This is a genomic window from Desulfocurvus thunnarius, assembly GCF_055390965.1.
In genome coordinates this window covers 2,076,685-2,100,231 of sequence record NZ_AP042411.1, presented here as the reverse complement: position 1 = coordinate 2,100,231, position 23,547 = coordinate 2,076,685, and the positions used below count along the sequence as shown (strand labels likewise).

Genomic DNA, 23,547 nt, shown 5'->3' with positions numbered 1-23,547 from the left:
ATTGTGGCGGATGGCCCGAGGCGCCTAGTCGTTGCCCAGCAGTTCCAGCGCCCGGCGCGCCGCGCCTGCGGTCTGGGTGAAGGTCGCCGCGCGCTCCAGGGCCCGGCGGGCCTGCTCCGGGCGCCCGGCCTCCCGGGCCAGCCAGCCCAGGCGCAGCCAGGCCCGGGCGTTACCCGGCGCCAGCTCCAGGGCCTGGGCGCAGGCGTCGGCGGCCTGGGCCGCGCGGCCCCGGGCTTCGAGCATGGCCGCCTTGCGCAGCAGGCGTTCGGCGTCGGGCGCCTGGGCCTGGGCGGCGTCCAGCCAGCCCAGGGCGGCGTCCAGCCGCCCGGCGCGGTAGCTGGCCTGGGCCAGGGCGTCGCAGTCGCGCGGGGCCGGACGCGGGCCCGCGGCGCGCTCCAGGGCCTGGATGCCCAGGGGCAGGGCCCCGGCGGCGAAATACAGGTCGGCCAGGGCGCGCAGGTCCTTTTCGGCGGGCGGCTCCAGGCGGGTCAGCGCGTCCAGGGCGGCGGCGGCTCCGGCCAAATCGCCGCGCCGACTGCGAACACCCGCCAAAAGGCGCCACCAGCGCCCGGCCCCGGGCTCGGCCCGCAGGCAGCGCAACACGGCGGACTCCGCCAGGGCCCCGTCGCCGTCGGCCAGGGCGGCGGCGGCCAGAAGTTCCAAGGCCCGTGCGGTCACGTCGGCGCCCCCGTCTCCGCTCATCCCGCCCCGATCGGCCTGGGCCGTCAGGGATTCCAGAAGGCGCACGGCCTGACGGTGCTGCCCGGCCTGATGCCGGGCGGCGGCGGCTTGCAGCAGCAGTTCGGGCTCGGGAGTCGGCCCCAGGGCGACGGCGCGCTCCAGGTGCTCGGCGGCCAGGGCGTAGTCCCGGCTCTGGTAGGCGGCGATGCCCAGGTTGCGGTGCAGGGCCGGGTCGTCGGGGGCGCGGCTCAGGCCCGAGGCAAAGGCCCGGGCGGCGTCCGCCGGGCGGTCCTGGTCGAACAGGACGTTGCCCAGCAGGTGCCACACCGGCGCGGGCGCGGCCTCGCCCTCGACGGCGATGAGTGCGCGCAGGGTGGCCTCGGCCTGGGCCGGGCGGCCCTGCTCCAGGGCCTGGGCCGCCTCGTGCAGGGCCGTGCGCGCGGCGTCGGAGACCTCCGGCTCCTGCGCGCGGGCCGTGCCGCAGGTCAACGGCAACCCCAAAAGCAGCCAGAAAAGCAGAAAAAACGCGGTCGGACGCACGGCGGCCCCCTGCTTCCTCAACCGCCCAGGTCGAAGCGCACGGGCAGTTCGACCCAGGTGGATACGGCCCGGCCGCCCAGGCGGCCCGGGGTGAAGCGCCAGCTCCGCACGGCGCGCAGCACGCTGGCATCGAACACCCCGGGCGGGTCCGCCGCCAGGACGCGGGCCTCGGTCACGCTGCCGTCCTCGGCAACCAGGAAGCGCACGGTGACCGTGCCGCTCTGGTTGCGGCTGCGCGCGGCGTAGGGGTATTCCGGCGGCGCCGAAGCCACGATTTGCGGGCCCTGGTCCACGTCGGCCAACTCGAAGGCGCGCGGCGCGGCGGGCTCCAGGGGCCGGGCCACGGGCAGGGCCAGGGGCGCGGGCGCGGCCAGACGCGGTGCGAAGTCGAACTCCGGCAGCGGCGCGCTGGCTTGCAGGCGCGGCGGCTGGGGCAGGGGCGGCAGGGGCTCGGGGCGCCGCGCGGGCTCCGGGGGCGGCGGCTCCTCGGGCAGGGGCTCGGGGGCCAGGGCCTGGGGCGGCAGCCGGGGCGCCTCGATAACCCGCACCGGCGGCTGGGCGGGCCCGGCCTCGGGCAGGGCGCCCTGGCGGGCCAGCAGCGGCAGGACCACGAACACTGCGGCATTGACGGCCACGGCCAGGGCCACGGCCAGGGCACGGTCGCCCAGGCGCCGCCGCGCGCCGGAAGCCGGGCCCGACCCCGGCCCGGAAACGGCGCCGAGGGGCGCCCCGCCCCCCGCACCCACGCAGCGGGCCGGGCAACGGATCATTCGGGCCTCCGCGCGGCCACGGCCAGATTGCGGGCCCCGGCCAGACGGCACTGGTCCAGCACGCGGACCACCTGCCCGGCGGGCGCGGCCTCGTCGGCGGCGACGACCACGGCCCCTCCCGGGGTCGCGGCCAGGAAGCGCGCCACCAGAGGACGGACGGAGCGCAGGTCGGCCCGGGTGTGGTCCACGTGCAGCGTACCTTCGGCGGTGATGGCCACCACCAGGGTTTCGGCCTGCACGTCCACGGCGGTGGCGGCCTCGGGGCGGCGCACGTCCACCCCGGCCTCGCGCACGAAGCTGGACGTGACCAGGAAGAAGATGAGCAGCAGGAAGACCATGTCGATGAGCGGAGCCATGTTCAGCTCCGCCGGGCCGCCGCGCCGGGCGCGGGTGTTCCTGTAGCAGCTCATGGGCGGCCCTCCGTGCCGGAACAGGCGGCGTCCGGACGCCCGAGCAGCAGGCACTGGCGCTGCACGCGGGCCTTGTGCCGCGCGGCGCGCCGCCGCAGCAGGCTGCCCGCGAAAAGCCCGGGAATGGCCACGGCCAGCCCGGCCTGGGTGGTGACCAGGGCGGCGGAAATGCCCGCAGACAGGGCCTTGACGTTGCCCGCGCCGAGCACGGCCATGTCGCCGAAGGTGCGGATCATGCCCGTGACCGTGCCCAGCAGCCCGAGCAGGGGCGCGGCCCCGGCCAGGACCAGGATGGTGCCCAGGTGGCGGTCCACCGCCGCCTCGCAGCGGTGGAACAAGGCGTGCAGGAGCTTGGCGTCCAGGTCCGGGTCGCCGGTGCGCCGGGCGGCGTAGGCCGCCTCCAGGTCCGCGCGCCAGTGCCGGTCCGCCCGGCGCAGGCGCCACAGCTCGCGGGCCTTGAGGAAAACCAGGGTCCACAGCCACAGGGAGAGCAGCACCAGGGGCAGCATGACCCAGCCCCCGGTGCGCAGGTAGCCCAGTCCGGCGTCAAGGGCGGTCCGCCACATCTGCGCCCCCGGCGCCTTGGGCGCCGCCGTTCCGGTTGCCGTTCCGGTGCAGGATGGCCACGGTCAGGGCCACGCCCTTCTCCTCCATGTCGCCCACGATGCGCTCCACCCGGCGCTCCAGGAAGTGGTGGGCGATCATCACCGGAATGGCGACCATGAGCCCCAGCTCGGTGGTCACCAAAGCCTGACTGATGCCGCCGGACAGGGCCCGGGGGTCGCCGCCGCCCGAGAAGGTCAGGGCCGTGAAGGTGTCGATCATGCCCGTGACCGTGCCCAGCAGGCCCAGCAGCGGGGCCACCGCCGCCAGCACGGCCAGGGTCGGCAAAAAGCGCTCCAGGCGCGGCACCTCGCGCAGCACGGCCTCGTGGAAGGCATTTTCCAGCACGTCGCGCGTGCAGCCCATGTATTCCAGCCCGGCGGCCAGCACGCGCCCGGCCGGGGTGCCCGCATGGGCGGCGCACAGGGCGCGGCCCTCGTCCAGGCGGCCCCGGGCCAGCAGGCCCGCCAGTTCGCCCGCCAGCCCGGCCCCGCCGGGGCGCACCCGGGCCAGGGTCCAGCAGCGCTCGAGCACCAGAGCCACGGCCACCACGGCCACCAGCAGGATGGGCCAGACCAGGAAGCCCCCGGCCTCGAGCCAGTCCGGCCCGCCGCCCTGCTCCAGGCGGTCGAGCACGGCGCCGCCGGACAGGTCCAGCACCGCCGTGCCGCCGGAACCCGAGGCGAAGTCCTCAAGGGTGCCCGACAGGCCCCAGGGCGGGGCGGCGGCCAGGGCCACGTAACGGCCCGAGTCCGCGTCCAGGCGCAGGAACCCGGCCCGGCCGTCGGCCTGATACCAGGCGCCCAGGCGGCCCAGGCGCGTGATGCGCCCCCGGGCCGAGGCGCCGTCCGGCCCCAGGAAATCGCCCTCGAACGCCATCAGCCCGCCGCCCGAGGCGATTTCGGCGCACAGGGCGTCGATCAGGGCCGCGAGGGAATCCGCCCCCAGAGGGGCGTCGGCGTCCAGCAGCGGGGCCAGGGCCGCGCGGACCCCAGGGGCTTCCGCCGCCAGGGGGCTGCCCGCCAGCAGGCCGTCGGCGTCGCCCGCCGCCGTGCGCATGACGGCGCGCACCAGTCCGGCCTGCCCGCGCGAGGCGTCCAGGGCCGCGCGGGCTTCGGCCTCCTCGGCGCGCAGGGCGGCGACCCGGGCGTCCAGGGCCGCAAGGCGCTCCTCGGCGGCGGCCCGGGCGGCGCGCAGGCGCGCGGCCTCGGCGCGCAGCTCGCGGCGCTCCTGGTCCACATCCTTGCGCAGGGCCTCGGCCTCGGCCCGGGCCGCGGCGGCCTGGGCGCCAAGCTCGCGGGCCACCTGTCCCGGGGCCTGCTGGGCCCCGGCGAAACCGGGGGCCAGAACAAGGGCGAGCAGCAGCGGCACCAGGAAAACGACGGAGCCGAGGCCCGCGAAGCCCGGGGCCGAAAGCGCGAGGCGCGGGCTCCGGAGGGGAAACATATGCCGGGCGGGGGTCATGGCTGCCCCCCGGCCTGTGCCCCGCCCCGCTCGCCCGCCTGCGGCGGGGCCGGGGCCTCGGCCCGGGTTTCGAGCCGCGCCGGGCCCACGGGCAGAGCCAGCAGCTCGAACGCCCGGCGGTGATCGTGCATCTCCAACGCCTGGGCCAGGGTCCGGGCTTCGGAGGCGCCCAGGGCCTCCCAGCCCGGAGCCCCGGGCAGCAGCCGCGCGGCCCGGGCGCCGTCGCGCGACAGGAACAGCGCCGCCGCGCGCCCCAGCCGCAACACGCGGCCCTGAACCTGTGCGCCGTCCAGGTCGATGGCGTCGTCCCAGGCTTCCACCAGGGCGCCGTATCCGGCCTCGACCTGCAAGGCCTCCAAAAAGCGACGCAGCTTTTCGCCGGGGTCCAGGCCGTAGTCGCCCAGGGTCTCGCGCAGCATTTCCAGGCGCTGGGCCCGCTCCCGGGGCAAAAAGGCCAGATCGGCGGCCACCAGTTCCTCCAGGCGCGCCAGCACGGCGTCGAGCACGGGCTCCAGCCCGCGTTCCAGGGCGGCCATCTCCCGGGCGGAGTCGCGCAGCCCGGCCACCACGGCCTCGCGGCGGGCGATATAGTCCTGGCGGCGAATCAGGGCGGCTTCCAGCCAGGCCAGCGCTTCGCCCTCGCGGCGGATTTCGTCGCGCAGGGCGTCGCGTTCCAGGGCCCAGGCGTCGGCGGCCCGCTGGGCCTGACCCTGGGCCGTGGCCGCCCCGGCGAGCTGCCCGGCGGCCTGCTCCAGGCCGGGGCCCGTGTCGGCAAAGCCGAAGGAAGCGGGCGCGGCCAGGGCCAGGCCCGCCGCAAGCGCCACGGCCAGGGCCGCCGACAGGACCTGCCCCCCCGGACGCCGCCCCCGCGCGCGCCCAGCCGCGCCAACCGGCGCCGCAGGCCGCGAATATCGGGCACAGCAGGGGCACAACGCCTCGGAAAGAGCAAAGAGATGTGATCTGCTTTTCATGTTATGAAATAATTTTTTGTGTGACCAACCGGTGCTGCCCGGCCAGGGCCGCCTTCGGGCAGGACCTCCCGAGGGCTCCGGGTGCGATACTCCAAAACAGGCTATGTGGCAATACTCGCCAGGAAACACCGTCGCTTCCGCCCTCCCGTCCCGCGCCCCAGCCCTTGCGCGCACAAAAACCCGCATCCTTTGAAGGGAATAATTTGGTAACACGATTCCATTACGTATTTCATGCAAAGCCACGGCAAAGGCTCACGTCAGCCATCGGCCCCGACGCGAAACACGAAAAAAGCCGCGACCCGTGTCGCGGCCTTCCCGCCTCCTCCCGGCTCCCGGGCTCTTCCCTCGGCCCACCCGCGCCCCGGAGCCGCCCGGCCGGGGCGCCCGTGCCACTCGAGTCGGCGGCCGCCCCCCGGTCAGAGGCCCGGAAGGGCTCCCGTCGTTGCCGCATCCGGCGGCGCGCAGCCCGGCGCGTCCTCGCGCAGCAGGCCGTCTTCCAGGCGATAGACGCTCCGCGTGCCGTGCAGGATGTCCTCTCTGTGGTGGGTCACCTGGAGCACGCCCAGCCCCCGGCTACGGACCTGGGTTTCCAGCAGGGCCCGCATGTCCCGGCGCAGGGCGTCGTCCAGGCCGGTGAATGGCTCGTCGAGCACGAGCAGGTCCGGGTCCACGGCCAGGGCCCGGGCCAGGGAGACCCGCTGGCGCATGCCGCCCGAAAGCTCCCCGGGGTAGAGCCCCCCGGCCCCGGCCAGGCCCACGGCCTCCAGCACGGCGCGGCACGCGGCCCCGGTCTGCCGCGCCGGGCCCGCCAGGGGCAGCATCACGTTCTCCAGGGCCGTGCGCCAGGGCAGCAGCCGGGGCTCCTGGAAAACGAAACCCACACGCCGGGCCGTGAGGGCCGCATGCCCGCCATGGGGCCGCAGCAGGCCCGCCGCCACGCGCACCAGGGTCGATTTGCCCTCGCCGCTGCGGCCCATGAGGGCCACGGCCTCGCCGGGGCGCACCACCAGGGTCACCCCGCGCAGGATGTCGCGCTGGCCGTGGCGGTAGTGCACGTCGCGCAGGGTGACCAGGGGGGTCATGGCGTCCTCCCGCGCCGCAGGGTCCGGCGCAGGCAGCGCAGCAGCGTGGCCTCCACCAGGCTGACCAGCAGCATGCTGACCAGGGCCACGGCGTAGAGTTTCGGGGTGTCCAGATTGGCCCGGGCCAGGGCCAGGGCGTAGCCCAGGCCCTGGGAGGCGCCCAGGGTTTCGCCCAGGATGGCCACGCGCATGCCCCCGCCCAGGGCCACCACGCAGCCGGACAGAAACGGCGCGCTGGCGGCTGGCAGGTACAGGGCCGTCAGGCGCCTGCCCCAGCCCAGGCCGTAGGCCCGGGCCATCTCGCGCAGGCCGTCGTCCACGGCGGCGAAGCCTTCGCGCACGGCCAGGAAGATCGTCGGCACCACGGACAGGGCCACGATGGCCACCACCATGGCCGAGCCCACGCCCCACCACAGCATGGCCAGGATGACCAGCACCACCCCCGGCACGCTGGACAGCACCCAGCGCAGGGGCAGCAGGAACAGGCACGCGCCCCGGTGCAGCCCGGCCCAGCCGCCCAGGGCGCCGCCCACGGCCACGCCCAGCCCGAAGCCCGCCAGCACCCGGCCCAGGGTCGGCAACAGCCCCGTCAGCCAGAATCCGCCCTGGCCCAGCAGCCCGGCCAGAGTGCGCAGCGTCTCCAGCGGGGCGGCCACGGCCAGCCCCCCGCCCCAGGCGGCCAGGATCTGCCAGAGGCCCAGAAAGCACAGGCAGCCCGCCAGCCGCCAGCCCCAGTCGGGGATGTCGGGCAGGTCAGGAATCCGCATGGCCCATGTCCCAGAAAGTCTCCCCGGGCAGGCGCCCGCCCAGGCAGGTCGGGCACTGCTCGAAAAGACGCTCCAGCAGGAAGCGCGCCGCCGCCTCGCCCCGGGGGCCGACCAGCAGCGCCGGGGCGCCCGGAGCCTGCGCGGCCGCGTCGGCTCCGGCCCCAAGCAATGCCCCCAATTCCGGATAGCCGACCTCGGCCAGGGCCCGGGCCGCCTCCGGCTCGGCCAGGGCCCAGGCCAGGCCCTCGGCGAAGCTTTCGCGCAGCGCGGCGCAGGCCGCGCGATCGCCCGCCACGGGCCCCACGGCCACCAGAGCGGCGGTGGGCATGGCCCACTGGCCGGGGAAAGCCCGGAGCCACAGGGCGCCGAGGTCCACAGTGCGGGCCAGGGCCACCCCGCCCGCCGCATCGGCCACGGCCCGCGTGGCAAAGGGCTCGGGCAGCAGGGCGTGGGCCGCCCGGCCCAGGCGCAGCAGGTTCAGGGCCTCCATGGCGCTGCCCGCGTGGCGCGGGTGCAGGGTCACGCCCGTGGCCCGGGCCAGCACGCCCAGGACCAGTTCGGGCATGTCGCCCGGGCCGAAGGGCAGCAGGATTTCGGCGCCGTCCAGGGCCAGAAAGGCCGCCAGCGCGTCGGCTCCGCCCGGGCCCGGCGCCCCGGCCCCGGAGTCCGCCGCCGACACGATCCACAGCGGCGCGGCATAAGCGGCCAGCACCGTGCACGGCAGGCCCCGGGCCGCCAGGACCGCCGCCGTGGGCAGGGTGGCGATGACGGCGTCGATGGAGCCGCTGGCCACCAGGGCCCGCAACTGCTCGGGCGAGCGCCAGGGCGTAAACGCGGCGTCCAGGCCCGCGCGGCGCAGGGCCGCACTGTGCGGCGCCCGCAGCAGGGCCAGGGCCTGGGGCACGGGCGGGGCGGCCAGGCGTAGCCGGGGCGGCGCGTCCCCGGCCCGGGCCGTGCCCGGCGCCCAGGGCGGCGCGGCCCCCGCCGCCAGCAGCGCGACCACCAGCAGAGCCAGACGCAACCCCCTCACGGCCGGACCTCCCGGTCCTTCCCGGCGCCCCCGGCGTCCCCCGCCTCCGGGCGCCGGAATATCTCCAGATCGGCCTCGCCGTAGAGCATGGGCAGCGCGGCGGCGTGGACGCGCACGAAGCCCGCTCCCCGGGCCGCGGCGGCGATGCCCCCGCGCGCGAAGGACACGTCCTGTCCCTCCAGGGCCAGGGACAGCCGCGACAGCACCAGCTCCGCCGGAGCCGTGCCCTCGGCATGCACGCCCTCGTGGATGCTGACGAACAGCCCGCCCGGGCGCAGGGCGGCGAACACCCGGCCCAGAAAGGCCGGCAGGTCGCGGGCGTAGTACAGGCTCTGGCAGGCCCAGGCCAGGTCGTAGTCCGCGCCGAAGTCCACGGCGTTGTAGTCCCCGGGCACGAAACGCACGCGCCCGGCCAGCCCGGCGGCCCCGGCCTCCTCCCGGGCCACGTCCAGCACGGGCGCGAAGTCGCACAGGGTCAGATGCAGCCCCGGCAGCCGTTCGAGCATGCGCAGGGAGGTCACCGCCGGGCCGCAGCCCAGGTCGAGCATCCGGCGGAACCCCGGGGCCCCGGGCAGGGCGGCGACGAGCGCGGCCATGGCCTCGGCGATGCCCGCCTTCTGATAGCCCGCCAAGCCCCGGGCCGAGCGCCGCCAATGCTCCTCGCTGCGCAGGCCTGGGGCTCCGGCCACGGCGGGCCGGGGCGCGAAGAGCAGCTCCCGCAGGCTCGCCAGGTTGCGGTGCTGCATCGCCTTCAGGGACTGGACCATGGCCCCGAGGTAGGCGGGGCGATCCTTGCGCAGGAAAGCGTCGGCCAGGGCGGCGTTGGCGTAGCGCCCCTCCCGCTTTTCGAGCAGCCCGGCGGCGGCCATGGCGTCCAGCACGGGCCCCAGGGCCTCCTGGCGGGCGCCGCCCAGGGCCCGGGCGACGGCCGCGAGGTCCGCCCGGCCCTGCGGGCCCCCGGCGCGGGCAAGCACGTCGGGCAGCTCCAGGTCGATGGCCAGCTCCAGCAGGGCCAGGGTCACGGGAGCGGTGAGCCACCGGCCCAGGCAGGCGAAAGGCGGCTCCCCGGCGGCCGGGAGCCGCATGCCTTCGGGTTCGGTCATGGTGCGGGGCATGGCTAGAACCTCCACACGACGCGGGTGCCGAAGCTCATGGGGTCGCCGTCCTCGACGATGGTCTGGCCGTTGGCTTCGAGCTTCTTGGTGGCGTAGCGGTCGTCCAGCAGGTTCTTGGCCCAGACCGAGAACTCCCATTGCTCCATGCGGTAGCCGAGCTGGAGGTTGACCGTGCGGTAACCCGCGTCGCTCAGGGAATTTTCGGCGTCGAAGTACTGCTTGCCCGAGCCGAACAGGTCCACCTGGGCGAAGAGCCCGTTTTCGAGGGTATAGCCGACACCGAGGTTGAAGGTCAGGTCCGGCGCCCAGGGCAGGCGTTTGCCGTCGTAGTCCGCGCCGCCCACGGTCCACTCGTCGACCTCCGAGCGGGCGTAGCCCAGGCCCGCGCGCAGCTCCAACCCCGCGACGGGGTAGGCCCGGGCCTCCAGTTCCACGCCCGTGGAGTGGGCCTTGGCCGAGTTGGTGAACTTCCACGCGCCCACGCCCCCGGCGGCGTCCTCCTCGCGCACCTGCTTGTCGCGGATGGTGGAGTGGAACACCGAGAGGTTGGCCAGCAGCCGGTCGTCCAGCCAGGAGGTCTTCAGCCCGGTCTCGTAGTTGGTGCTGTATTCGGCGTCGTAGGAAAAATTATCCTCGTTGCTGGCGGAGAACACGTTGAACCCGCCGGGCAGGTAGCCCCGGGACCAGGACAGGTAGCCGGTCACGTTGTCCGTCATGTCCAGGGACAAGGCGGCCATGGGCAGCAGTTCGGTATAGTCGGTGGTCTTGCCGTAGTCGCGGCGCAGGCCCGCGCCGGTCTCGTAGGTCTGGTCGCCGTCCAGGCGGGTGTGCTCCGCGCGCAGGCCCGCCGTCAGGCGCAGGCTGTCCAGCAGGGCGTAGGTGGCCTGGCCGAAGAGCGCGCCCGTATCCTCGGTGGAGTCCGTGTGCAGATAGGTGTTGGCCGTGGCCATGGCCCGCAGGCGGTCCATGTTCGTGCGCAGGGAGGTCCGCCCCAGGTAGGCCCCGCCGACCCAGGACAGGTCGCGCTCGCCGGTGGAAGCCAGGCGCAGCTCCTGGGTCACGTTGCGCTGGTCGATGTTCATGTCCGACACGCCGGTGGCCGAGGCCGTGCGGTCGATGTCGCTTTTCATCTTGTAGTCGTAGTCCATGTAGCTGGTGATGGAGGTGACCTTCACGAGATCGGTGGCGTAGTCGGCCACCAGCGCGGGCACCACGAGGTCCGAGGAGGCGTCGTCGGCCGCGTCGGAGCGGACCTTCAGCCTGCCGGAGCGGTTCGGCCCCGTGTCCAGGCGCATGGTCCCGATGCCGTCGTCGCTGTGGGTCGCGTCCACGGACAGGCGCAGGTCGAGGTCGGCGGTCGGCGTCAGGCGGAGCATGGCGCGGCCGGAGTCGGCCTTGCGGCTGGCCGCGCTGTCGCTGCCCTTGTGGATGTTCTCCACGAAGCCGTCGGTCTGGTGGCGCAGGAAACTACCCGAGAGGTACACCGAATCCTCCACCAGCGGCCCGGCCGCCGAGGCGCCCGCGCGCAGGGTCTCGAAGCTGCCGACCTCGGCGAAAACCGAGCCGCGCGCGGTGTCGTCCGGCGCGCGGCGTACGAGGTTGACCACGCCGGATTCGCTGTTGCGGCCGTACAGCGTGCCCTGCGGCCCGCGCAGAACCTCGATGCGCTCCACGTCGAGCAGGTCCATGTTCTGCATGAAAGACAGCGGGTAGGGCACGCCGTCCACGTAGAGCCCCGCCGGGGATTGCAGGGCCGTGTCCCAGGTCGAGAACCCGCGGATGACGATCTCGTTGCCGGAACTGGTGCTCTTCATATGTACGTTGGGGAACAGGGCCGTGGCGTCCTGGAGGGTTTTGGCCGCAATGTTTTCCAGGTCGAGGTCCGACGCGGCGGACACGCTGGCGGCGATGTCCTTGACCTTCTGCTCCCGCTTGGTGGCGGTGACGGTGGTCGTGTCCAGCGTGTAGGCCAACTCGGGCCGGGGCTGGGCTTCCTGGGCGGCCGCACTGCCCGCAAGGAGCAGCACCGCCGCGACGGCGGAAAGGATGATTGGGCGCATGGCAGGGCTCCTCTTGAAATTGACTTTCCTTTTCAGTAAAGGAAAACCCTGCGGGCGGCTCACCCGGGCGGGGACGAAAACCATCCCCTCCGGGCCCGACCCCGGGGACGGACACAACCAGCATGGGCACCGGAAACACCCTCTCCCTCTTCGCCGGGCCGACGGTCTACCGCACGGGAACCGAGGCCGTGGCCCTGCGCCCGGGCCTGACGCTCCAACTCGCCAGGATCGCCCCGGGCGTGCCCGTGTTCACGGAGTTCACCATCGAGGACTCGCCGATCATCTTCGGCTTCATGCTCGCCGGGCTGAACCGCTGCCGTTACGTGGACGGCCCCCTGCGCCGGACCACGCGCATCCACGGCAGCGGCAGCAACCGGATCACCTACCTGCCCGACACGGCGGGCTCCCTGGAATGCCGGGCGGGCATGCATCGCCTGAGCATCATCGTCTCCCAGGAATTTCTGGAGCCGTACCTCGCCCTGGAACGCGCCCGCACGCCCGGGCCCCTGGCCGCCGCCTTGTCCGGCCGCCGGGAGACCTTCCAATGGGCCGGGCGGCGGAGCGTGCACAAGATGCGCCTGGTGGCGGACATCCTCGGCGGCCCCTACGGCGGCGCGTTGCGCAGGCTGCACCTGGAGGCGCGCGCCCTGGAGCTCATCGGCGCGCAGCTCGACGAGTTCCTGGCGCCGGACACGACGCGGGCCGGAGGCCGGGGCGCCGGAGCGGCCCCCGGGCCCCTCCGCGGCGCGGCGGACGTGGCCCGCATCCGCGACGCGCGGGAGATCCTGGTCCAGGACATGGAAAACCCGCCCTCCCTGGCCGAACTGGCCCGGATGGCGGGAATCAACGAAAAAAAGCTCAAGGCGGGCTTCAAGCAGGTCTTCGGCGTGCCGGTGTTCGAATATTTCCGCGCCTACCGCCTGGACATGGCCCGCGAGATGCTCGCCTCGGGCGCCATGACCGTCACCGAGGTCGCCATGCACGTGGGCTACCAGAGCCTGGGCCATTTCAGCGCGGAATTCCGCAAGAAATACGGCCTGCCCCCCAAGAAATTCCAGACACGACAGGGCTGACGCGTCCGCCCCCCCGCTTCACGCCGCCCGGGCGAAGCCCTCCCGGGGCGCATCGCCGATGCGCCCGCCCGAGGCCGGGATTCAGCCGTCGGGCACAAAGCCGCACAGGGCCTTGGCCAGCAGGGGGAACACGTCCTGGTCGCGGTAGTTGTAGCGCAGCTCCAGTTCCTTCAGGCGCAGGGCGAAGGTCGCCGGGCCCAGGCCGCGCTGGCCGGAGAGCTGGCGCTTGGCCCAGGGCCAGAAGCCCCCGGCGTCGGCGGGCAGGCGCTTGTCGTCGTGATGGATGAGCCGCGTGGGCCACAGGGCCGGGCCGCAGCCCAACAGGGTCAGGTAGTTGCGGTACGGCGCGGTGTAGACCACCGGGCCCTGGCTGGCCGTCTTCAGCCGGAAGTTGAGCTTGAAGTGCAGCAGGCTTTCAGCCGTCACGTCGGGCAGCACGTCGCAAATGGCCACCCCGCCGATCTCCACCAGCCCGAACACCGGCGAGGCCTGCGGGTCGGCCTCGGCCTCGGCCTGACGCAGGGCCCGGGCGTCCAGGGCCTGGGCCAGGATGGCCCGGCGCAGAGTGTCCTGGGCCTTGAGGGCCGTGGCGTAGGCCACGCCCATCTGCCCGGCCATGTCCCGCGCGGGGGTCCACAGCTCGGTCAGCTTCAGGAACCACAGCCACTGGCGGCAGCTCAGGCCGCACAGGTTCACGAAGCGCTGGCTGAAGTCGTGGAAGGTGTAGCCGCAGCGGCTGCACCGCCGCCGCCCCGAGGCCAGCCGATAAAGCCTGCGCTCGCGGCAGCGCGGGCAGTGGCGTTGATGGTTTTTCCAGCAAAAACCCAACAAATAGCGCCGGGCTTTGCTTTCGGAAGAAACCAAATCATTGAAGTGTATTAAATCCATCCGCCAACGTGCGTCCACTTCCCGGGGATTCTGACAAAAAACAGGACAACAGGCCGGAACCACTGGCCCTCGCCACGATTCACGCGTTGCGCGCGCCGGGGCGGGGGCGGTGTCAAAGCCCATGACTTCCGTCTGCCACGCAATTGCCCACCAGCCGGTCAGGAAATACACCCGATGCTATCCGGTTCCGCAATGGGACGGCTCAGGATTTCCTATACCATGCGGAGCTATACGACCGCGGACCAAGGAGGTCAACCATGTCGACCGGATCGCCGCCGGTGACCGTGCGGTTGCACATCTGGCTGGAAAACAAGAACGCCGTGGCCTTCGGCCTGGGGCGCGTCCAGCTACTGGACCTGATCGGAACGCACGGCTCCCTGCGCAAGGCCGCCAGCGTTCTGGGCATGTCGTACCGCGCCGCGTGGTGCAAGCTGCGGGCGACGGAAGAAGCTCTGGGCCTGCGCCTGGTGGAGGCCGGAGCCACCAAGCGCGAAGGCTGCCACCTGACCCCCGAAGGTCAGGCCCTGCGCGATGCCTTCCGCCAATGGTTCGACGAGGTGGAAAACTGCGCCATGCTCAAGGCCGAGAAAATCTTCCCCTGGCCCATCATCGGCTTTGGAGACGCCCGGCGCCCGGGGCTGGAGCCCCTGCACGCGGCCACGGCCAAGGACGGCGCCCTCTCCCCGCGCTGAGTGCCCGGCCCGCCCCCATGCGCCAGCGCATGGAGGACGGGCCGGCCGCAGCAGCCTCGCGACATCGCCCCGCGCCGCGCAACCGCAACGAGCGCACCGCATCTCCCCGTGCCCTCCGGCGCCACCCGGGCCGGATGCGGAGCGCGTCTTTTTCTATTGCCCCGCCCCTGCTTTTTCCAGATGTGTATTAATATAAACATCAACAATAATTGGACTTTTTATTGACGCGCCCCTTGCCGACGGCTAGAGGGAAAATGAAATCCCCACCGCAAACCGCGCCAGGCCCGGCGTGCGCCCGGGCATGCGCCCGAAGGCGCACCGGCCCCGGCGCGAGGCCATCAACCACAAGGAGGCTGTCATGGGTGTAACTCGTCGAGGGTTCCTGAAACTGACCGGAGCGGGCGCCGCAGGGCTGGCGCTCGCGCGCTTCGGCATCGCCCCCGCCCCTGTCGCCGCCTACGCGGCGCAGCTCAAGATCGAGGGCGCCAAGGAGTTCATCTCCATCTGTCCCTTCTGCTCCTGCGGCTGCAACGTGCTGGTGCACGTCCGCGACGGCAAGATCATCAGCGTGGAGGGCGACCCGGACTTCCCCATCAGCGGAGGCGGCCTGTGCGCCAAGGGTGCGTCGCTGCTGTCGCTGCACACCAGCCCCCAGCGGCTGACCAAGCCGCTCTACCGCGCCCCCGGCGCCACCGACTGGGAAGAGAAGGACTGGGACTGGATGATGGAGCGCGTCGCGCGGCGCATCAAGGACCAGCGCGACAAGGACTTCAAGGCCACCAATGCTGAAGGCAAGGTGGTCAACCGCGTGGAAAGCATGTTCCACCTGGGCTCCTCGCAGGTGTCCAACGAAGAGGCCGCCGTGCTGCACCAGATGGTGCGCGCCTTCGGCATCGTTCACTTCGACCACCAGGCCCGCATCTGCCACAGCCCGTCGGTTCCGGCCCTGGCCGAGTGCTTCGGGCGCGGCGCCATGACCAACCACTACAACGACATCGGCAACGCCGACGCCATCCTGATCATGGGCAGCAACTGCGCCGAGCACCATCCCATGACCTTCAAATGGGTCATCAAGGCCAAGGAGAAGGGCGCGGTGGTCATGCACGTGGACCCGAAGTTCTCGCGCACCTCGGCCCGCAGCCACTTCCACGTGCCCATCCGCTCGGGCACGGACATCGCCTTCCTGGGCGGCATGATCAAGTACATCCTTGAGAACAAGAAATACTTCGCCGAATACATGCTGGAGTACACCAACGCCTCGTTCATCGTCGGCGAGAAGTACACCTTCAAGGACGGCATGTTCTCCGGGTTCGACCCCAAGAAGAAGAAGTACGACAAGAGCCAGTGGGCCTTCGAGAAGGACTCCAAGGGCAGGGTCAAGCGCGACCGCAACCTCCAGCACCCGCGCTGCGTCTTCAACCTGCTCAAGGAGCACTACGACCGCTACGACCTGGACCGCGTGTCCCAGGTGACGGGCGTGTCCAAGGAAAACCTGCTGCGCGTCTACGAGGCCTACTGCGCCACGGGCCGCCCCGACAAGGCCGGAACGATCATCTACGCCCTGGGCTGGACCCAGCACTCCGTGGGCGTGCAGAACATCCGCCTCTCGGGCTTGGTGCAACAGCTTCTGGGCAACATCGGCATCGCGGGCGGCGGCATCAACGCCCTGCGCGGCGAGCCCAACGTCCAGGGCACCACGGACCACGCCCTGCTCTACGGCTACCTGCCCGGCTACCACAGCACCCCCACGGCGAACTACCAGACCCTGGGCGACTACCTGAAGGCCTACACCCCCGTGACCAACGACCCCATGAGCATCAACTGGTGGGGCAACCGGCCGAAGTACGTGGTCAGCCTGCTCAAGTCCTGGTACGGCGACAACGCCACCAAGGAAAACGACTTCTGCTACTCCCTGGTGCCCAAGATGGACCCGGGCGTGGACTACTCGCACCTGTACATCTTCGACCGCATGTACAAGGGCGAGATCAAGGGCGGCCTGTGCTTCGGGCACAACCCCTGCCAGAGCATCCCGAACATCCACAAGGTCCGCAAGGCGTGGGACGATCTGGACTGGGTGGTCATGGGCGAGGTCTTCCACAACGAGACCACCGACAACTGGCGCCGCCCCGGCATCGACCCCAAAACCGTGAAGACCGAGGTCTTCCTGCTGCCCTCGGCCTACCGCGCCGAAAAGGACGGCACCATCTCCAACTCCGGGCGCTGGCACATGTGGCACTACAAGGCCGCCGAGCCCCTGGGCATGAGCCGCAACATGGGCGAGATGTTCGTGGAGATCATGAACCGCGTGAAGGCCCTGTACGCCAAGGAGGGCGGCGCGTTCCCCGAGCCCATCCTCAAGGCCGACTATCCCGAGGCCTTCGACGCCGAGGCCGTGGCCCGGCGCATCAACGGCGTGTTCACCACCGAGGTGACCGTCGGCAAGAAGACCTACAAGCGCGGCCAGCTCGTGCCCGGCTTCCCGCACCTCAAGGACGACGGCAGCACCACCAGCATGAACTGGCTCTACTGCGGCGGCTACACCGAGGAGGAAGGCAACCTGGCCAAGCGCCGCGACCTGACCCAGACCCCCATGCAGGCCAGGATCGGCCTCTACCCCGGGTTCGCCTGGGCCTGGCCGATGAACCGCCGCGTGCTCTACAACCGCGCCTCGGTGGACAAGAACGGCAAGCCCTTCAACCCCGACAAGACGGTCATCGCCTGGCAGGACGGCAAGTGGATCGGCGATGTGCCCGACGGCGGCTACCCGCCCATGGCCCAGGAAGGCGGCAAGTACCCCTTCATCATGACCACCGAGGGCCACTCCCAGCTCTTCGGCCCCGGCCGCGAGGACGGGCCCTTCCCCGAGCACTACGAGCCCGCCGAAACGCCGCTGACCAAGAACCCCTTCTCGGGCCAGATGCACAACCCGTGCATGAAGGTCATCGAGAGCGATGTGGACAAGCTGGCCGCCCACGGCGATCCGCGCTTCCCCATCGTGCTGACCACCTACAGCCTCACCGAGCACTGGTGCTCCGGGTCGGAAACGCGCAACGCCCCGCCCCTGCTCGAGGCCGAGCCCCAGCAGTATGTGGAGATGAGCCACGAGCTGGCCAAGGAAAAGGGCATCCAGAACGGCGATGTGGTCATCGTCGAGAGCCTGCGCGGCAAGACCGAGGCCGTGGCCATGGTCACCGTGCGCATCCGGCCCTTCAACGTCATGGGCAAGACCACGCACCTGGTGGGCATGCCGTTCTGCTTCGGCTGGTCCAAGCCCAAGTGCGGCGACTCCACCAACCGCGTCACGGTGTCCATCGGCGACCCCAACACCACCATCCCCGAGTACAAGGCCTGCCTGGTCAACCTGTACAAGGCCGAGAAGGTGACGGAACTGTAGTGCCAACCCGGGCGGCATGCCGCCCGTGAAGCAAGCCAAGGAGAAGAAGCATGTCCAAGGCGTTTCTCATCGACACCACCCGCTGCACGGCCTGCCGGGGTTGCCAGGTGGCCTGCAAGGAATGGAAGAACCTGCCTCCCAACGCGACCAAACAGACCGGCACGCACCAGAATCCGCCGGATCTGAACCCCTTCAACTTCAAACTGGTGCGTTTCAGCGAGCACCTCGAAAACGACGTGGTCCAGTGGTACTTCTTCCCCGACCAGTGCCGCCACTGCGTGGCCCCGCCCTGCATGGGCTCGGCCGCCGACCCCGACGCCATCATCCAGGACGAGGCCACCGGCGCCGTCATCTTCACCGAGAAGACCTCCGCCGAGGACTACGCGTTCATCCGCGAGTCGTGCCCCTACGATATCCCGCGCCAGAACCCGCAAACCAAGCAACTCGTGAAATGCGACATGTGCATCGACCGCGTGCGCGCCAACATGCTGCCCATGTGCGTGAAGAGCTGCGCCATGGGAGCCATGAACTTCGGCGAACGCGAGGAAATGCTCCAACTGGCCGCCACCCGGCTGGCCGAGGTCAAAAAGGAGTTCCCCAAGGCCCGGCTTCTGGACCCGGACGACGTTTCGGTCATCTTCCTGGTGGCCGACGACCCGGCCAAATACCATGAGCACGCCGTGGCCCAGGCCCCCGGTCCGCTCTCGCGCCAGCAGTTCCTGGCCAAGACCCTGGCCCCCATCGCGGGCCTGACGCGGACCCTGCGCAGCTAAGACTCCTCCCTCACCATAAACAGTGCGGGCGCCCCGTGGGCGGGGCGCCCGCGCCACACGAACCCAAAGCCCGGGAGACCGACCATGCCCGCTTCCTGCCAGACCGCCGACTCCGCCGCGCAGCACCTCCTGGCCGACGCCGCCCGGCTCGGCGACGAGATCCCGCCCCTGCGCGATTCCTTCTCCCGCTTCGCGGCCCTGCTGGCCGGGCGCGCCCGCGTGCGCGAGGCCGCCCCGGGCTGGACGGGCGCCTTGCCCGTGGTCGACGAGGAACGCTTCTGCCAGGGCGTGCCCCTGCTGGCCGAAAGCGGATTCCAGGACGTTGCCGCCCAGATTCCCGCGGCCGCCGCGCTGCTGCTGCCGGTGATGGAAGAGGCCTTCCCGCCCCTGGCGGACGAATTGGCCGCCCTGCGCAGGGCCCTGGAGGACGGCACCCTGGCGCCCGCCCAGGTGCTCACGGCTTGCACCGCCCCCGCAGGAGCCCCCACAGGCGTGGCGGACGAAACCTTCGCCTTCGCCGCCCGGCAACTGGTGGCGCCCTGCATCGAAGCCCAGGCCCGCAGCCTGGCCCCGCTGCTGCGCGACCTGCCCTGGCGACGGCCGCAGTGCCCCGTGTGCGGCGGCGCGCCGCATTTCTCGCGGCTCATGCGCGACAACGAGCGCATCGATTTCATGGGCAGCCAGGCGGGCATCCGCCACCTGCGCTGCGCCACCTGCGCCACCGAGTGGCGCTACAAGCGCGTGTCCTGCCCGGTCTGCGGCAACGAGGACCCCGCGCACCTGGGCCGTCTGGCCGATCCCGACCGGCCCACGGAACGGGCCGATGTCTGCGAGAAGTGCAAGACGTACTGCCTGTGCCAGGACGCCACCGACCTCGTGACCCTGCCCGACCCGGAGCTTGCGGCCCTGGCCATGCTGCCCCTGGAGCTGCGTGTGCGCGAGGCGGGCTACACGCCCATCGCGCCCCAGCCCTGGCTGGACCTCTAGCGCCGCGCGGCCAGCCCCGCGCGGCCACGACAAAAAGGGTTGCGGCTCCCGCCGCAACCCTTTTTGCCTGCCCGGCCCACGGGCTTCACCCCGCCCTGCGCCCCGCTGCGCGCGGGCGCGGAAACCGGCGCAGTGCTTCACGCCGTGCCTCGTCCGACGCAAAAGACAAATCCGTCATTTCCCGGGCACCCGCCGGGCCCGATGTTTCATTTTTGCAAACACCTCGCCGCGGCCCGCAGTGGTCTCGAAGCTCTATACTCTGATATAATAAGGCTTTTTCTCTGGAACATTTCCTGCTAAAAGCCGCGCAAACCCCACGAGGCCGCGCGCATGCACATCGTCTACACTCCCATCGGCTATTTCCGGACCCCGCACACGCACATCAAAGGCATGCCCATCCAGCCCTCCGGGGCCCACGGATTCAAGGGCACCATCCACGTCCTGCCGGAATTCCGCGAAGGCCTGAAGGACATCGAGGGCTTTTCGCACCTGATCATCCTCTACCACCTGCACGAAATCTGCGGCCAGGAGCTGACGGTGCTGCCCTTCCTGGACAAGACGCCCCACGGCATCTTCGCCACCCGCTCGCCCAAGCGCCCCAACCCCCTGGGCCTGTCGGTCATGACCCTGTGCGAGGTCACGCCCGAGGCGCTGGTGCTGGACAACGTGGACGTGCTCGACGGCACTCCGGTCATCGACATCAAGCCCTATGTGCCCGACTTCGACATCTGGCCCGCCGACCGCGTGGGCTGGTTCGAGGGCAAGTCGGGCAACGCCGCGACCCACCGCAGCGACGAACGCTTCGCCGCCTGCCCCGAAAAGGGAACCAAGAAAGACCGCTGACCTCCAAGGCCGCACCGTTCCGGGAAGTAAATCAGAGGCACCCTGGCAGCCTCCGAAAGCCGTTGCCGCCCCGTTGCCGTCCCAAAACGAAAAAGGGTTACAGCTTTCACCGTAACCCTTTGATTTTCTTTGGCGTCCCCAAGGGGGTTTGAACCCCTGTTACCGGCGTGAGAGGCCGATGTCCTAGGCCACTAGACGATGGGGACGCTGTGGCGGACGTTGCCGTCCGGAGGGGTCTTATTGACCAAAGGGGGGCTTCTTGTCAAGGGCCGGGAGGAATATTCCGCAGCCAGGAGATATCCTGCCGAACAAACTGAATATATTCCCCCAAGAAATCCGACCGGACGCACAAAAACACCCGCTACCCGGCGACAAAACGCCCCGGGTCTGGATGGACCCGGGGCACTGAAAGTCTGGTGGTGGGCCGTGCTGGGATCGAACCAGCGACTCTCTGCTTAAAAGGCAGATACTCTGCCACCTGAGTTAACGGCCCACAGAGGGAATGAGTACGTAGCGGCGCATGAGCCGTCTGTCAAGGCCCGGGGATGCCCGGGCAAGCCACGGGGAACACCGCGAGAGGCATCAGGCCCCGGCGGGCTCCGGGCCGATGACTGTCAGCCCGCCCATGTAGGGCACCAGCGCCTCGGGCACGGCCACGCTGCCGTCGGCCCGCTGATAATTTTCCAGCACGGCCACCAGGGTCCGGCCCACGGCCAGGCCCGAGCCGTTCAAGGTATGCACCAGCTCGCTCTTGCCGCCCTCCTTGCGCCGGAAGCGGATATTGCCGCGCCGGGCCTGGAAATCGCCGCAATTGGAGCACGAGGAAATTTCGCGGAATTTGCCCTGCCCCGGAAGCCAGACCTCCAGGTCATAGGTCTTGGTGGCCCCGAAGCCGATGTCGCCCGAGCACAGGGTCACCACCCGGTAGTGCAGGCCCAGGCGCTGGAGCACGGCCTCGGCGTGCCCGCGCATCTGCTCCAGGGCGGCGTAGGAATCCTCGGGCCGCTCGAAGCGCACCATCTCGACCTTCTGGAACTGGTGCATGCGGATCAGGCCCCTGGTGTCCTTGCCGTAGGAGCCCGCCTCGGAGCGGAAGCAGCCGGTCCAGGCGGTGTATTTCAAGGGCAGGTCGGCCTCGTCCAGGGTTTCGTCGCGGTGCAGGTTGGTCACCGGCACCTCGGCGGTGGGAATCAGAAAATACTCGGAATTCTCCAGCTTGAAGAGATCGTCGGCGAACTTGGGCAACTGGCCGGTGGCGGTCAGGGTTTCGCGGTTGACGATCATCGGCGGCATGACCTCGAAATAGCCGTGCTCGGTGGTCTGCATGTCGAGCATGAAGGCCGCCAGGGCGCGCTCCAGGCGCGCGGCCCAGCCGCGGTAGACCACGAAACGGCTGCCCGTGAGCTTGGCGGCGCGCTCGAAGTCCAGCCCGCCCAGGGCGGCGCCCAGCTCCCAATGCTCCTTGGGCTCGAAGTCGAACTGCGGCGCCGCGCCCCAGCGCAGCAGCTCGGGGTTGTCGTTCTCGTCCGCGCCGTCGGGCACGCTCCCGTGGAGCATGTTGGGCACCGAGAACAGCCAGTCCTGCACCTCGGCGTCCACCTCGCGCAGCTCGGCGTCCAGGGCCTTGATGCGCTCGCCCACGTCGCCCATGCGGACCATGAGGTCGGCGGCGTCCTGACCTTCGCGCTTGCGCTGGCCCACTTCCTTGGACACGGCGTTGCGCTCGGCCTTGAGGGCTTCGGTTTCCTGGATGAGCGCCCGGCGGGTTTCGTCCAGGGCCGAGAAGGCGTCCAGGTCCACCTTGGCCCGGCGCCGGGTCAGGTTTTCGCGAACCGCGTCCATATTGGCGCGAATGAATTTGAGGTCGAGCATGGCAGTCCTTCCGGCGGGCCGACCGCCGCATGGGTGCGGAAAAACGGCGCGCCGCCCGCGCCGAGGGCCCAATCTATACTGGAAGCGCGCCCGGCCCGCAACCCCGCGCCCGGGCCGGGCCGGGGCCGACCAGAAAAGAAAAGAACCGCCCGGGCGCGCTGTGGGGACAGGATGCGGCGCGGGCGGAGAACCGCCCGGCCCGGCTTCAGCGCGCCAGGGCGCGCACCTGGGTCAGCAGGCGCAGCACGGCGGGCTGGCCCTCGTGCTCCGGGCCGAAACGCCGCGCGGCGGCCTCCAGCAGGCCCAGAGCCTTGCGCGGCTCGCCCAGGGCCATGGCCGCGCCCGCCGCGTGCAGGGCGTCCGCAGGCGCGGCGCCGGGCAGGGCCAAGCATTTGCCGAAGGCCCGCAGGGCCGCCTCGTGCTCTCCGCCCGCGGCGGCCAGCCGCCCCAGCTTGCGCCAGGGCAGGACGTGCCCCGGCGCCGCGTCGCGCCCGCCCTCGTAATGCGCCCGGGCCACGGCCACGTCTCCGGCGGCCTCGGCGGCCTCGCCCAGGGCCACGGCCAGTTGCATGCGCCCCCGGGCCCGGGCCCCGGCCAGGGCCGCGTCCAGGCTGCCGTCCTGCGGCAGGGGCAGGGGTTTGTCCAGAATGCGCAGTCGGTTTCGCACGTAGCGCACGGGGTCGCGCCGGGCCAGCCCCGTCAGGTGCGCCCCGGCGGGCGCCGGGGCCGCGGCCCCGGTCTCTCCGGCCTCTTCGGCGCGCACGAAATATTCGGCGGTCACGCGGGGCACGTGCACAGGCGTGGTCAACGCCGCCATGCGCCGCCACAGGTCCCAGTCCAGGAGCACGTCCAGGGCCTCGTCCATGCCCCCGGCCTCTTCGAAAAGGGCCCGGTCGTGGAGCACGGAAATGCCCGTGACGCAGTTGTATTCCAGCAATGCTTCCAGACTGGCGGGAACGCGGTGGACCAGGGCCCGGCCCGTTTCGCGCCAGCCGCCCAGGCCGTCGGGGGCCAGGTCCACGCGCTCGGCGTCGGAGTGGGCCATACGCGCCCCGGGTGCCCCGGCCAGGGCGGCCAGCAGCACGGCCAGATGCTCCGGATGCCAGGCGTCGTCGTCGTCCAGGTGGGCGATGAAGGCGCCCCGGCTGCGGGCAAAGGCCTGGTTGACGGCGTGGCCCTTGCCGCGCCGCTCGCGCAACTCCACCAGCCGGATGCGCGCGTCGCCCAACCCGGCGACCACCCCCGCGGGCGACGGCCCGCCGTCGTTGACCAGCAGCAGCTCCCAGCGCGGCTCGCTCTGGGCGACCACCGAGGCCAGGGCTCCGGACAACAGGTCGAGCCTGTCGCGGGTGGCCATAAGCACCGAAACCAGAGGACTGTCCTGCCGTATATGCAACGCCGGGCCTCCGAACAGTTATGGGGGCTGCGGGGGCGCGGGGCGCAACGCCCCGGGCCTGCCCGGGTTGTACCCTCGGCCGGGACCGTTTGACAACTCCGGCGCCCCCGCTTGCCTCCCGGCGCCTCTCGCGTGG

The 23,547-nt window shown here is 71.4% G+C and carries 20 protein-coding genes and 2 tRNA genes; 6 read left to right on the top strand and 16 right to left on the bottom strand.

What is annotated here, in order from left to right; genetic code table 11:
• Positions 1 to 24: 24 nt before the first annotated feature.
• From ACZ5KV_RS09145 to ACZ5KV_RS09095, 11 genes are all read right to left on the bottom strand, one after another.
• Complete coding sequence (locus ACZ5KV_RS09145; protein WP_464238997.1) at positions 25 to 1,221, bottom strand: tetratricopeptide repeat protein; 1,197 nt, start codon at positions 1,219 to 1,221, stop codon at positions 25 to 27.
• Positions 1,222 to 1,238: 17 nt separating this feature from the next.
• On the bottom strand, positions 1,239 to 1,991 hold the full coding sequence (locus tag ACZ5KV_RS09140; RefSeq protein WP_464238996.1) for an energy transducer TonB: 753 nt from the start codon (positions 1,989 to 1,991) through the stop codon (positions 1,239 to 1,241).
• Entirely contained in the window at positions 1,988 to 2,401 is a 414-nt protein-coding gene (locus ACZ5KV_RS09135; protein ID WP_464238995.1) for an ExbD/TolR family protein, read from the bottom strand. The genes ACZ5KV_RS09140 and ACZ5KV_RS09135 overlap by 4 nt, the downstream gene beginning before the upstream one ends.
• Entirely contained in the window at positions 2,398 to 2,967 is a 570-nt protein-coding gene (locus tag ACZ5KV_RS09130) for a MotA/TolQ/ExbB proton channel family protein (protein ID WP_464238994.1), read from the bottom strand. The genes ACZ5KV_RS09135 and ACZ5KV_RS09130 overlap by 4 nt, the downstream gene beginning before the upstream one ends.
• On the bottom strand, positions 2,948 to 4,450 hold the full coding sequence (locus ACZ5KV_RS09125; protein ID WP_464238993.1) for a MotA/TolQ/ExbB proton channel family protein: 1,503 nt from the start codon (positions 4,448 to 4,450) through the stop codon (positions 2,948 to 2,950). Before ACZ5KV_RS09125 ends, ACZ5KV_RS09130 begins: the two co-directional genes overlap by 20 nt.
• A gap of 14 nt (positions 4,451 to 4,464) precedes the next feature.
• Positions 4,465 to 5,292 (bottom strand): DUF3450 domain-containing protein, encoded by an 828-nt coding sequence (locus ACZ5KV_RS09120; RefSeq protein WP_464238992.1) that lies wholly within the window; start codon positions 5,290 to 5,292, stop codon positions 4,465 to 4,467.
• A gap of 563 nt (positions 5,293 to 5,855) precedes the next feature.
• Entirely contained in the window at positions 5,856 to 6,521 is a 666-nt protein-coding gene (locus tag ACZ5KV_RS09115) for an ABC transporter ATP-binding protein (protein WP_464238991.1), read from the bottom strand.
• Complete coding sequence (locus tag ACZ5KV_RS09110; protein ID WP_464238990.1) at positions 6,518 to 7,288, bottom strand: ABC transporter permease; 771 nt, start codon at positions 7,286 to 7,288, stop codon at positions 6,518 to 6,520. The genes ACZ5KV_RS09115 and ACZ5KV_RS09110 overlap by 4 nt, the downstream gene beginning before the upstream one ends.
• The gene (locus ACZ5KV_RS09105; protein WP_464238989.1) at positions 7,275 to 8,318 is read right to left on the bottom strand and encodes a hypothetical protein; all 1,044 of its coding nucleotides are present in this window, start codon (positions 8,316 to 8,318) and stop codon (positions 7,275 to 7,277) included. The genes ACZ5KV_RS09110 and ACZ5KV_RS09105 overlap by 14 nt, the downstream gene beginning before the upstream one ends.
• Positions 8,315 to 9,433, bottom strand: a complete 1,119-nt coding sequence (locus ACZ5KV_RS09100) for a methyltransferase (RefSeq protein WP_464238988.1) — start codon at positions 9,431 to 9,433, stop codon at positions 8,315 to 8,317. Before ACZ5KV_RS09100 ends, ACZ5KV_RS09105 begins: the two co-directional genes overlap by 4 nt.
• Before the next feature lie 2 nt (positions 9,434 to 9,435).
• Positions 9,436 to 11,493, bottom strand: coding sequence for a TonB-dependent receptor (locus tag ACZ5KV_RS09095; protein WP_464238987.1), 2,058 nt, complete (start codon positions 11,491 to 11,493; stop codon positions 9,436 to 9,438).
• 122 nt (positions 11,494 to 11,615) lie between these two features.
• Between ACZ5KV_RS09095 and ACZ5KV_RS09090 the strand changes: the two genes are divergently transcribed.
• Entirely contained in the window at positions 11,616 to 12,566 is a 951-nt protein-coding gene (locus ACZ5KV_RS09090) for a helix-turn-helix transcriptional regulator (RefSeq protein ID WP_464238986.1), read from the top strand.
• Between the two features lie 81 nt (positions 12,567 to 12,647).
• Here the strand turns inward: ACZ5KV_RS09090 and ACZ5KV_RS09085 are convergent, their stop codons facing one another.
• Positions 12,648 to 13,394, bottom strand: a complete 747-nt coding sequence (locus ACZ5KV_RS09085; RefSeq protein ID WP_464238985.1) for a transposase — start codon at positions 13,392 to 13,394, stop codon at positions 12,648 to 12,650.
• A 317-nt stretch (positions 13,395 to 13,711) separates the two neighbouring features.
• Here ACZ5KV_RS09085 and ACZ5KV_RS09080 point away from each other — a divergent pair, with 317 nt between their 5' ends.
• The 5 genes from ACZ5KV_RS09080 to tsaA all read left to right on the top strand — a co-directional run bounded on the left by ACZ5KV_RS09080 (position 13,712) and on the right by tsaA (position 20,143).
• A complete protein-coding gene (locus ACZ5KV_RS09080; RefSeq protein ID WP_464238984.1) occupies positions 13,712 to 14,146 on the top strand; it encodes a winged helix-turn-helix domain-containing protein in 435 nt (144 codons plus the stop codon).
• A 358-nt stretch (positions 14,147 to 14,504) separates the two neighbouring features.
• Entirely contained in the window at positions 14,505 to 17,540 is a 3,036-nt protein-coding gene (gene fdnG / locus ACZ5KV_RS09075) for a formate dehydrogenase-N subunit alpha (RefSeq protein WP_464238983.1), read from the top strand.
• 50 nt (positions 17,541 to 17,590) lie between these two features.
• Entirely contained in the window at positions 17,591 to 18,313 is a 723-nt protein-coding gene (locus tag ACZ5KV_RS09070) for a 4Fe-4S dicluster domain-containing protein (protein ID WP_464238982.1), read from the top strand.
• 84 nt (positions 18,314 to 18,397) lie between these two features.
• Positions 18,398 to 19,300, top strand: coding sequence for a formate dehydrogenase accessory protein FdhE (locus ACZ5KV_RS09065; protein ID WP_464238981.1), 903 nt, complete (start codon positions 18,398 to 18,400; stop codon positions 19,298 to 19,300).
• A 330-nt stretch (positions 19,301 to 19,630) separates the two neighbouring features.
• Positions 19,631 to 20,143: a tRNA (N6-threonylcarbamoyladenosine(37)-N6)-methyltransferase TrmO gene (gene tsaA, locus ACZ5KV_RS09060; protein ID WP_464238980.1), complete on the top strand. Its 513-nt coding sequence runs from the start codon at positions 19,631 to 19,633 to the stop codon at positions 20,141 to 20,143.
• 130 nt (positions 20,144 to 20,273) lie between these two features.
• Here tsaA and ACZ5KV_RS09055 read toward each other — a convergent pair.
• The 4 genes from ACZ5KV_RS09055 to ACZ5KV_RS09040 form a co-directional block, all read right to left on the bottom strand.
• Positions 20,274 to 20,349 (bottom strand) — tRNA-Glu (locus ACZ5KV_RS09055).
• A 211-nt stretch (positions 20,350 to 20,560) separates the two neighbouring features.
• A tRNA-Lys gene (locus ACZ5KV_RS09050) sits at positions 20,561 to 20,636 on the bottom strand.
• Between the two features lie 89 nt (positions 20,637 to 20,725).
• Positions 20,726 to 21,985: a serine--tRNA ligase gene (serS, locus tag ACZ5KV_RS09045; RefSeq protein ID WP_464241826.1), complete on the bottom strand. Its 1,260-nt coding sequence runs from the start codon at positions 21,983 to 21,985 to the stop codon at positions 20,726 to 20,728.
• A 235-nt stretch (positions 21,986 to 22,220) separates the two neighbouring features.
• Positions 22,221 to 23,411 carry a glycosyltransferase family 2 protein gene (locus tag ACZ5KV_RS09040; protein WP_464238979.1) on the bottom strand — a complete coding sequence of 397 codons (1,191 nt, stop codon included), beginning with the start codon at positions 23,409 to 23,411 and terminating at the stop codon, positions 22,221 to 22,223.
• Positions 23,412 to 23,547 lie beyond the last annotated feature (136 nt).

Bases quoted from the DNA above. Each gene is read 5' to 3' on its own strand.
- ACZ5KV_RS09140 (WP_464238996.1), bottom strand. From the start codon at position 1,991: ATGATCCGTTGCCCGGCCCGCTGCGTGGGTGCGGGGGGCGGGGCGCCC.
- ACZ5KV_RS09135 (WP_464238995.1), bottom strand. From the start codon at position 2,401: ATGAGCTGCTACAGGAACACCCGCGCCCGGCGCGGCGGCCCGGCGGAG.
- ACZ5KV_RS09130 (WP_464238994.1), bottom strand. From the start codon at position 2,967: ATGTGGCGGACCGCCCTTGACGCCGGACTGGGCTACCTGCGCACCGGG.
- ACZ5KV_RS09125 (WP_464238993.1), bottom strand. From the start codon at position 4,450: ATGTTTCCCCTCCGGAGCCCGCGCCTCGCGCTTTCGGCCCCGGGCTTC.
- ACZ5KV_RS09115 (WP_464238991.1), bottom strand. From the start codon at position 6,521: ATGACCCCCCTGGTCACCCTGCGCGACGTGCACTACCGCCACGGCCAG.
- ACZ5KV_RS09110 (WP_464238990.1), bottom strand. From the start codon at position 7,288: ATGCGGATTCCTGACCTGCCCGACATCCCCGACTGGGGCTGGCGGCTG.
- ACZ5KV_RS09100 (WP_464238988.1), bottom strand. From the start codon at position 9,433: ATGCCCCGCACCATGACCGAACCCGAAGGCATGCGGCTCCCGGCCGCC.
- ACZ5KV_RS09095 (WP_464238987.1), bottom strand. From the start codon at position 11,493: ATGCGCCCAATCATCCTTTCCGCCGTCGCGGCGGTGCTGCTCCTTGCG.
- ACZ5KV_RS09090 (WP_464238986.1), top strand. From the start codon at position 11,616: ATGGGCACCGGAAACACCCTCTCCCTCTTCGCCGGGCCGACGGTCTAC.
- ACZ5KV_RS09080 (WP_464238984.1), top strand. From the start codon at position 13,712: ATGTCGACCGGATCGCCGCCGGTGACCGTGCGGTTGCACATCTGGCTG.
- fdnG (WP_464238983.1), top strand. From the start codon at position 14,505: ATGGGTGTAACTCGTCGAGGGTTCCTGAAACTGACCGGAGCGGGCGCC.
- ACZ5KV_RS09070 (WP_464238982.1), top strand. From the start codon at position 17,591: ATGTCCAAGGCGTTTCTCATCGACACCACCCGCTGCACGGCCTGCCGG.
- ACZ5KV_RS09065 (WP_464238981.1), top strand. From the start codon at position 18,398: ATGCCCGCTTCCTGCCAGACCGCCGACTCCGCCGCGCAGCACCTCCTG.
- tsaA (WP_464238980.1), top strand. From the start codon at position 19,631: ATGCACATCGTCTACACTCCCATCGGCTATTTCCGGACCCCGCACACG.
- serS (WP_464241826.1), bottom strand. From the start codon at position 21,985: ATGGACGCGGTTCGCGAAAACCTGACCCGGCGCCGGGCCAAGGTGGAC.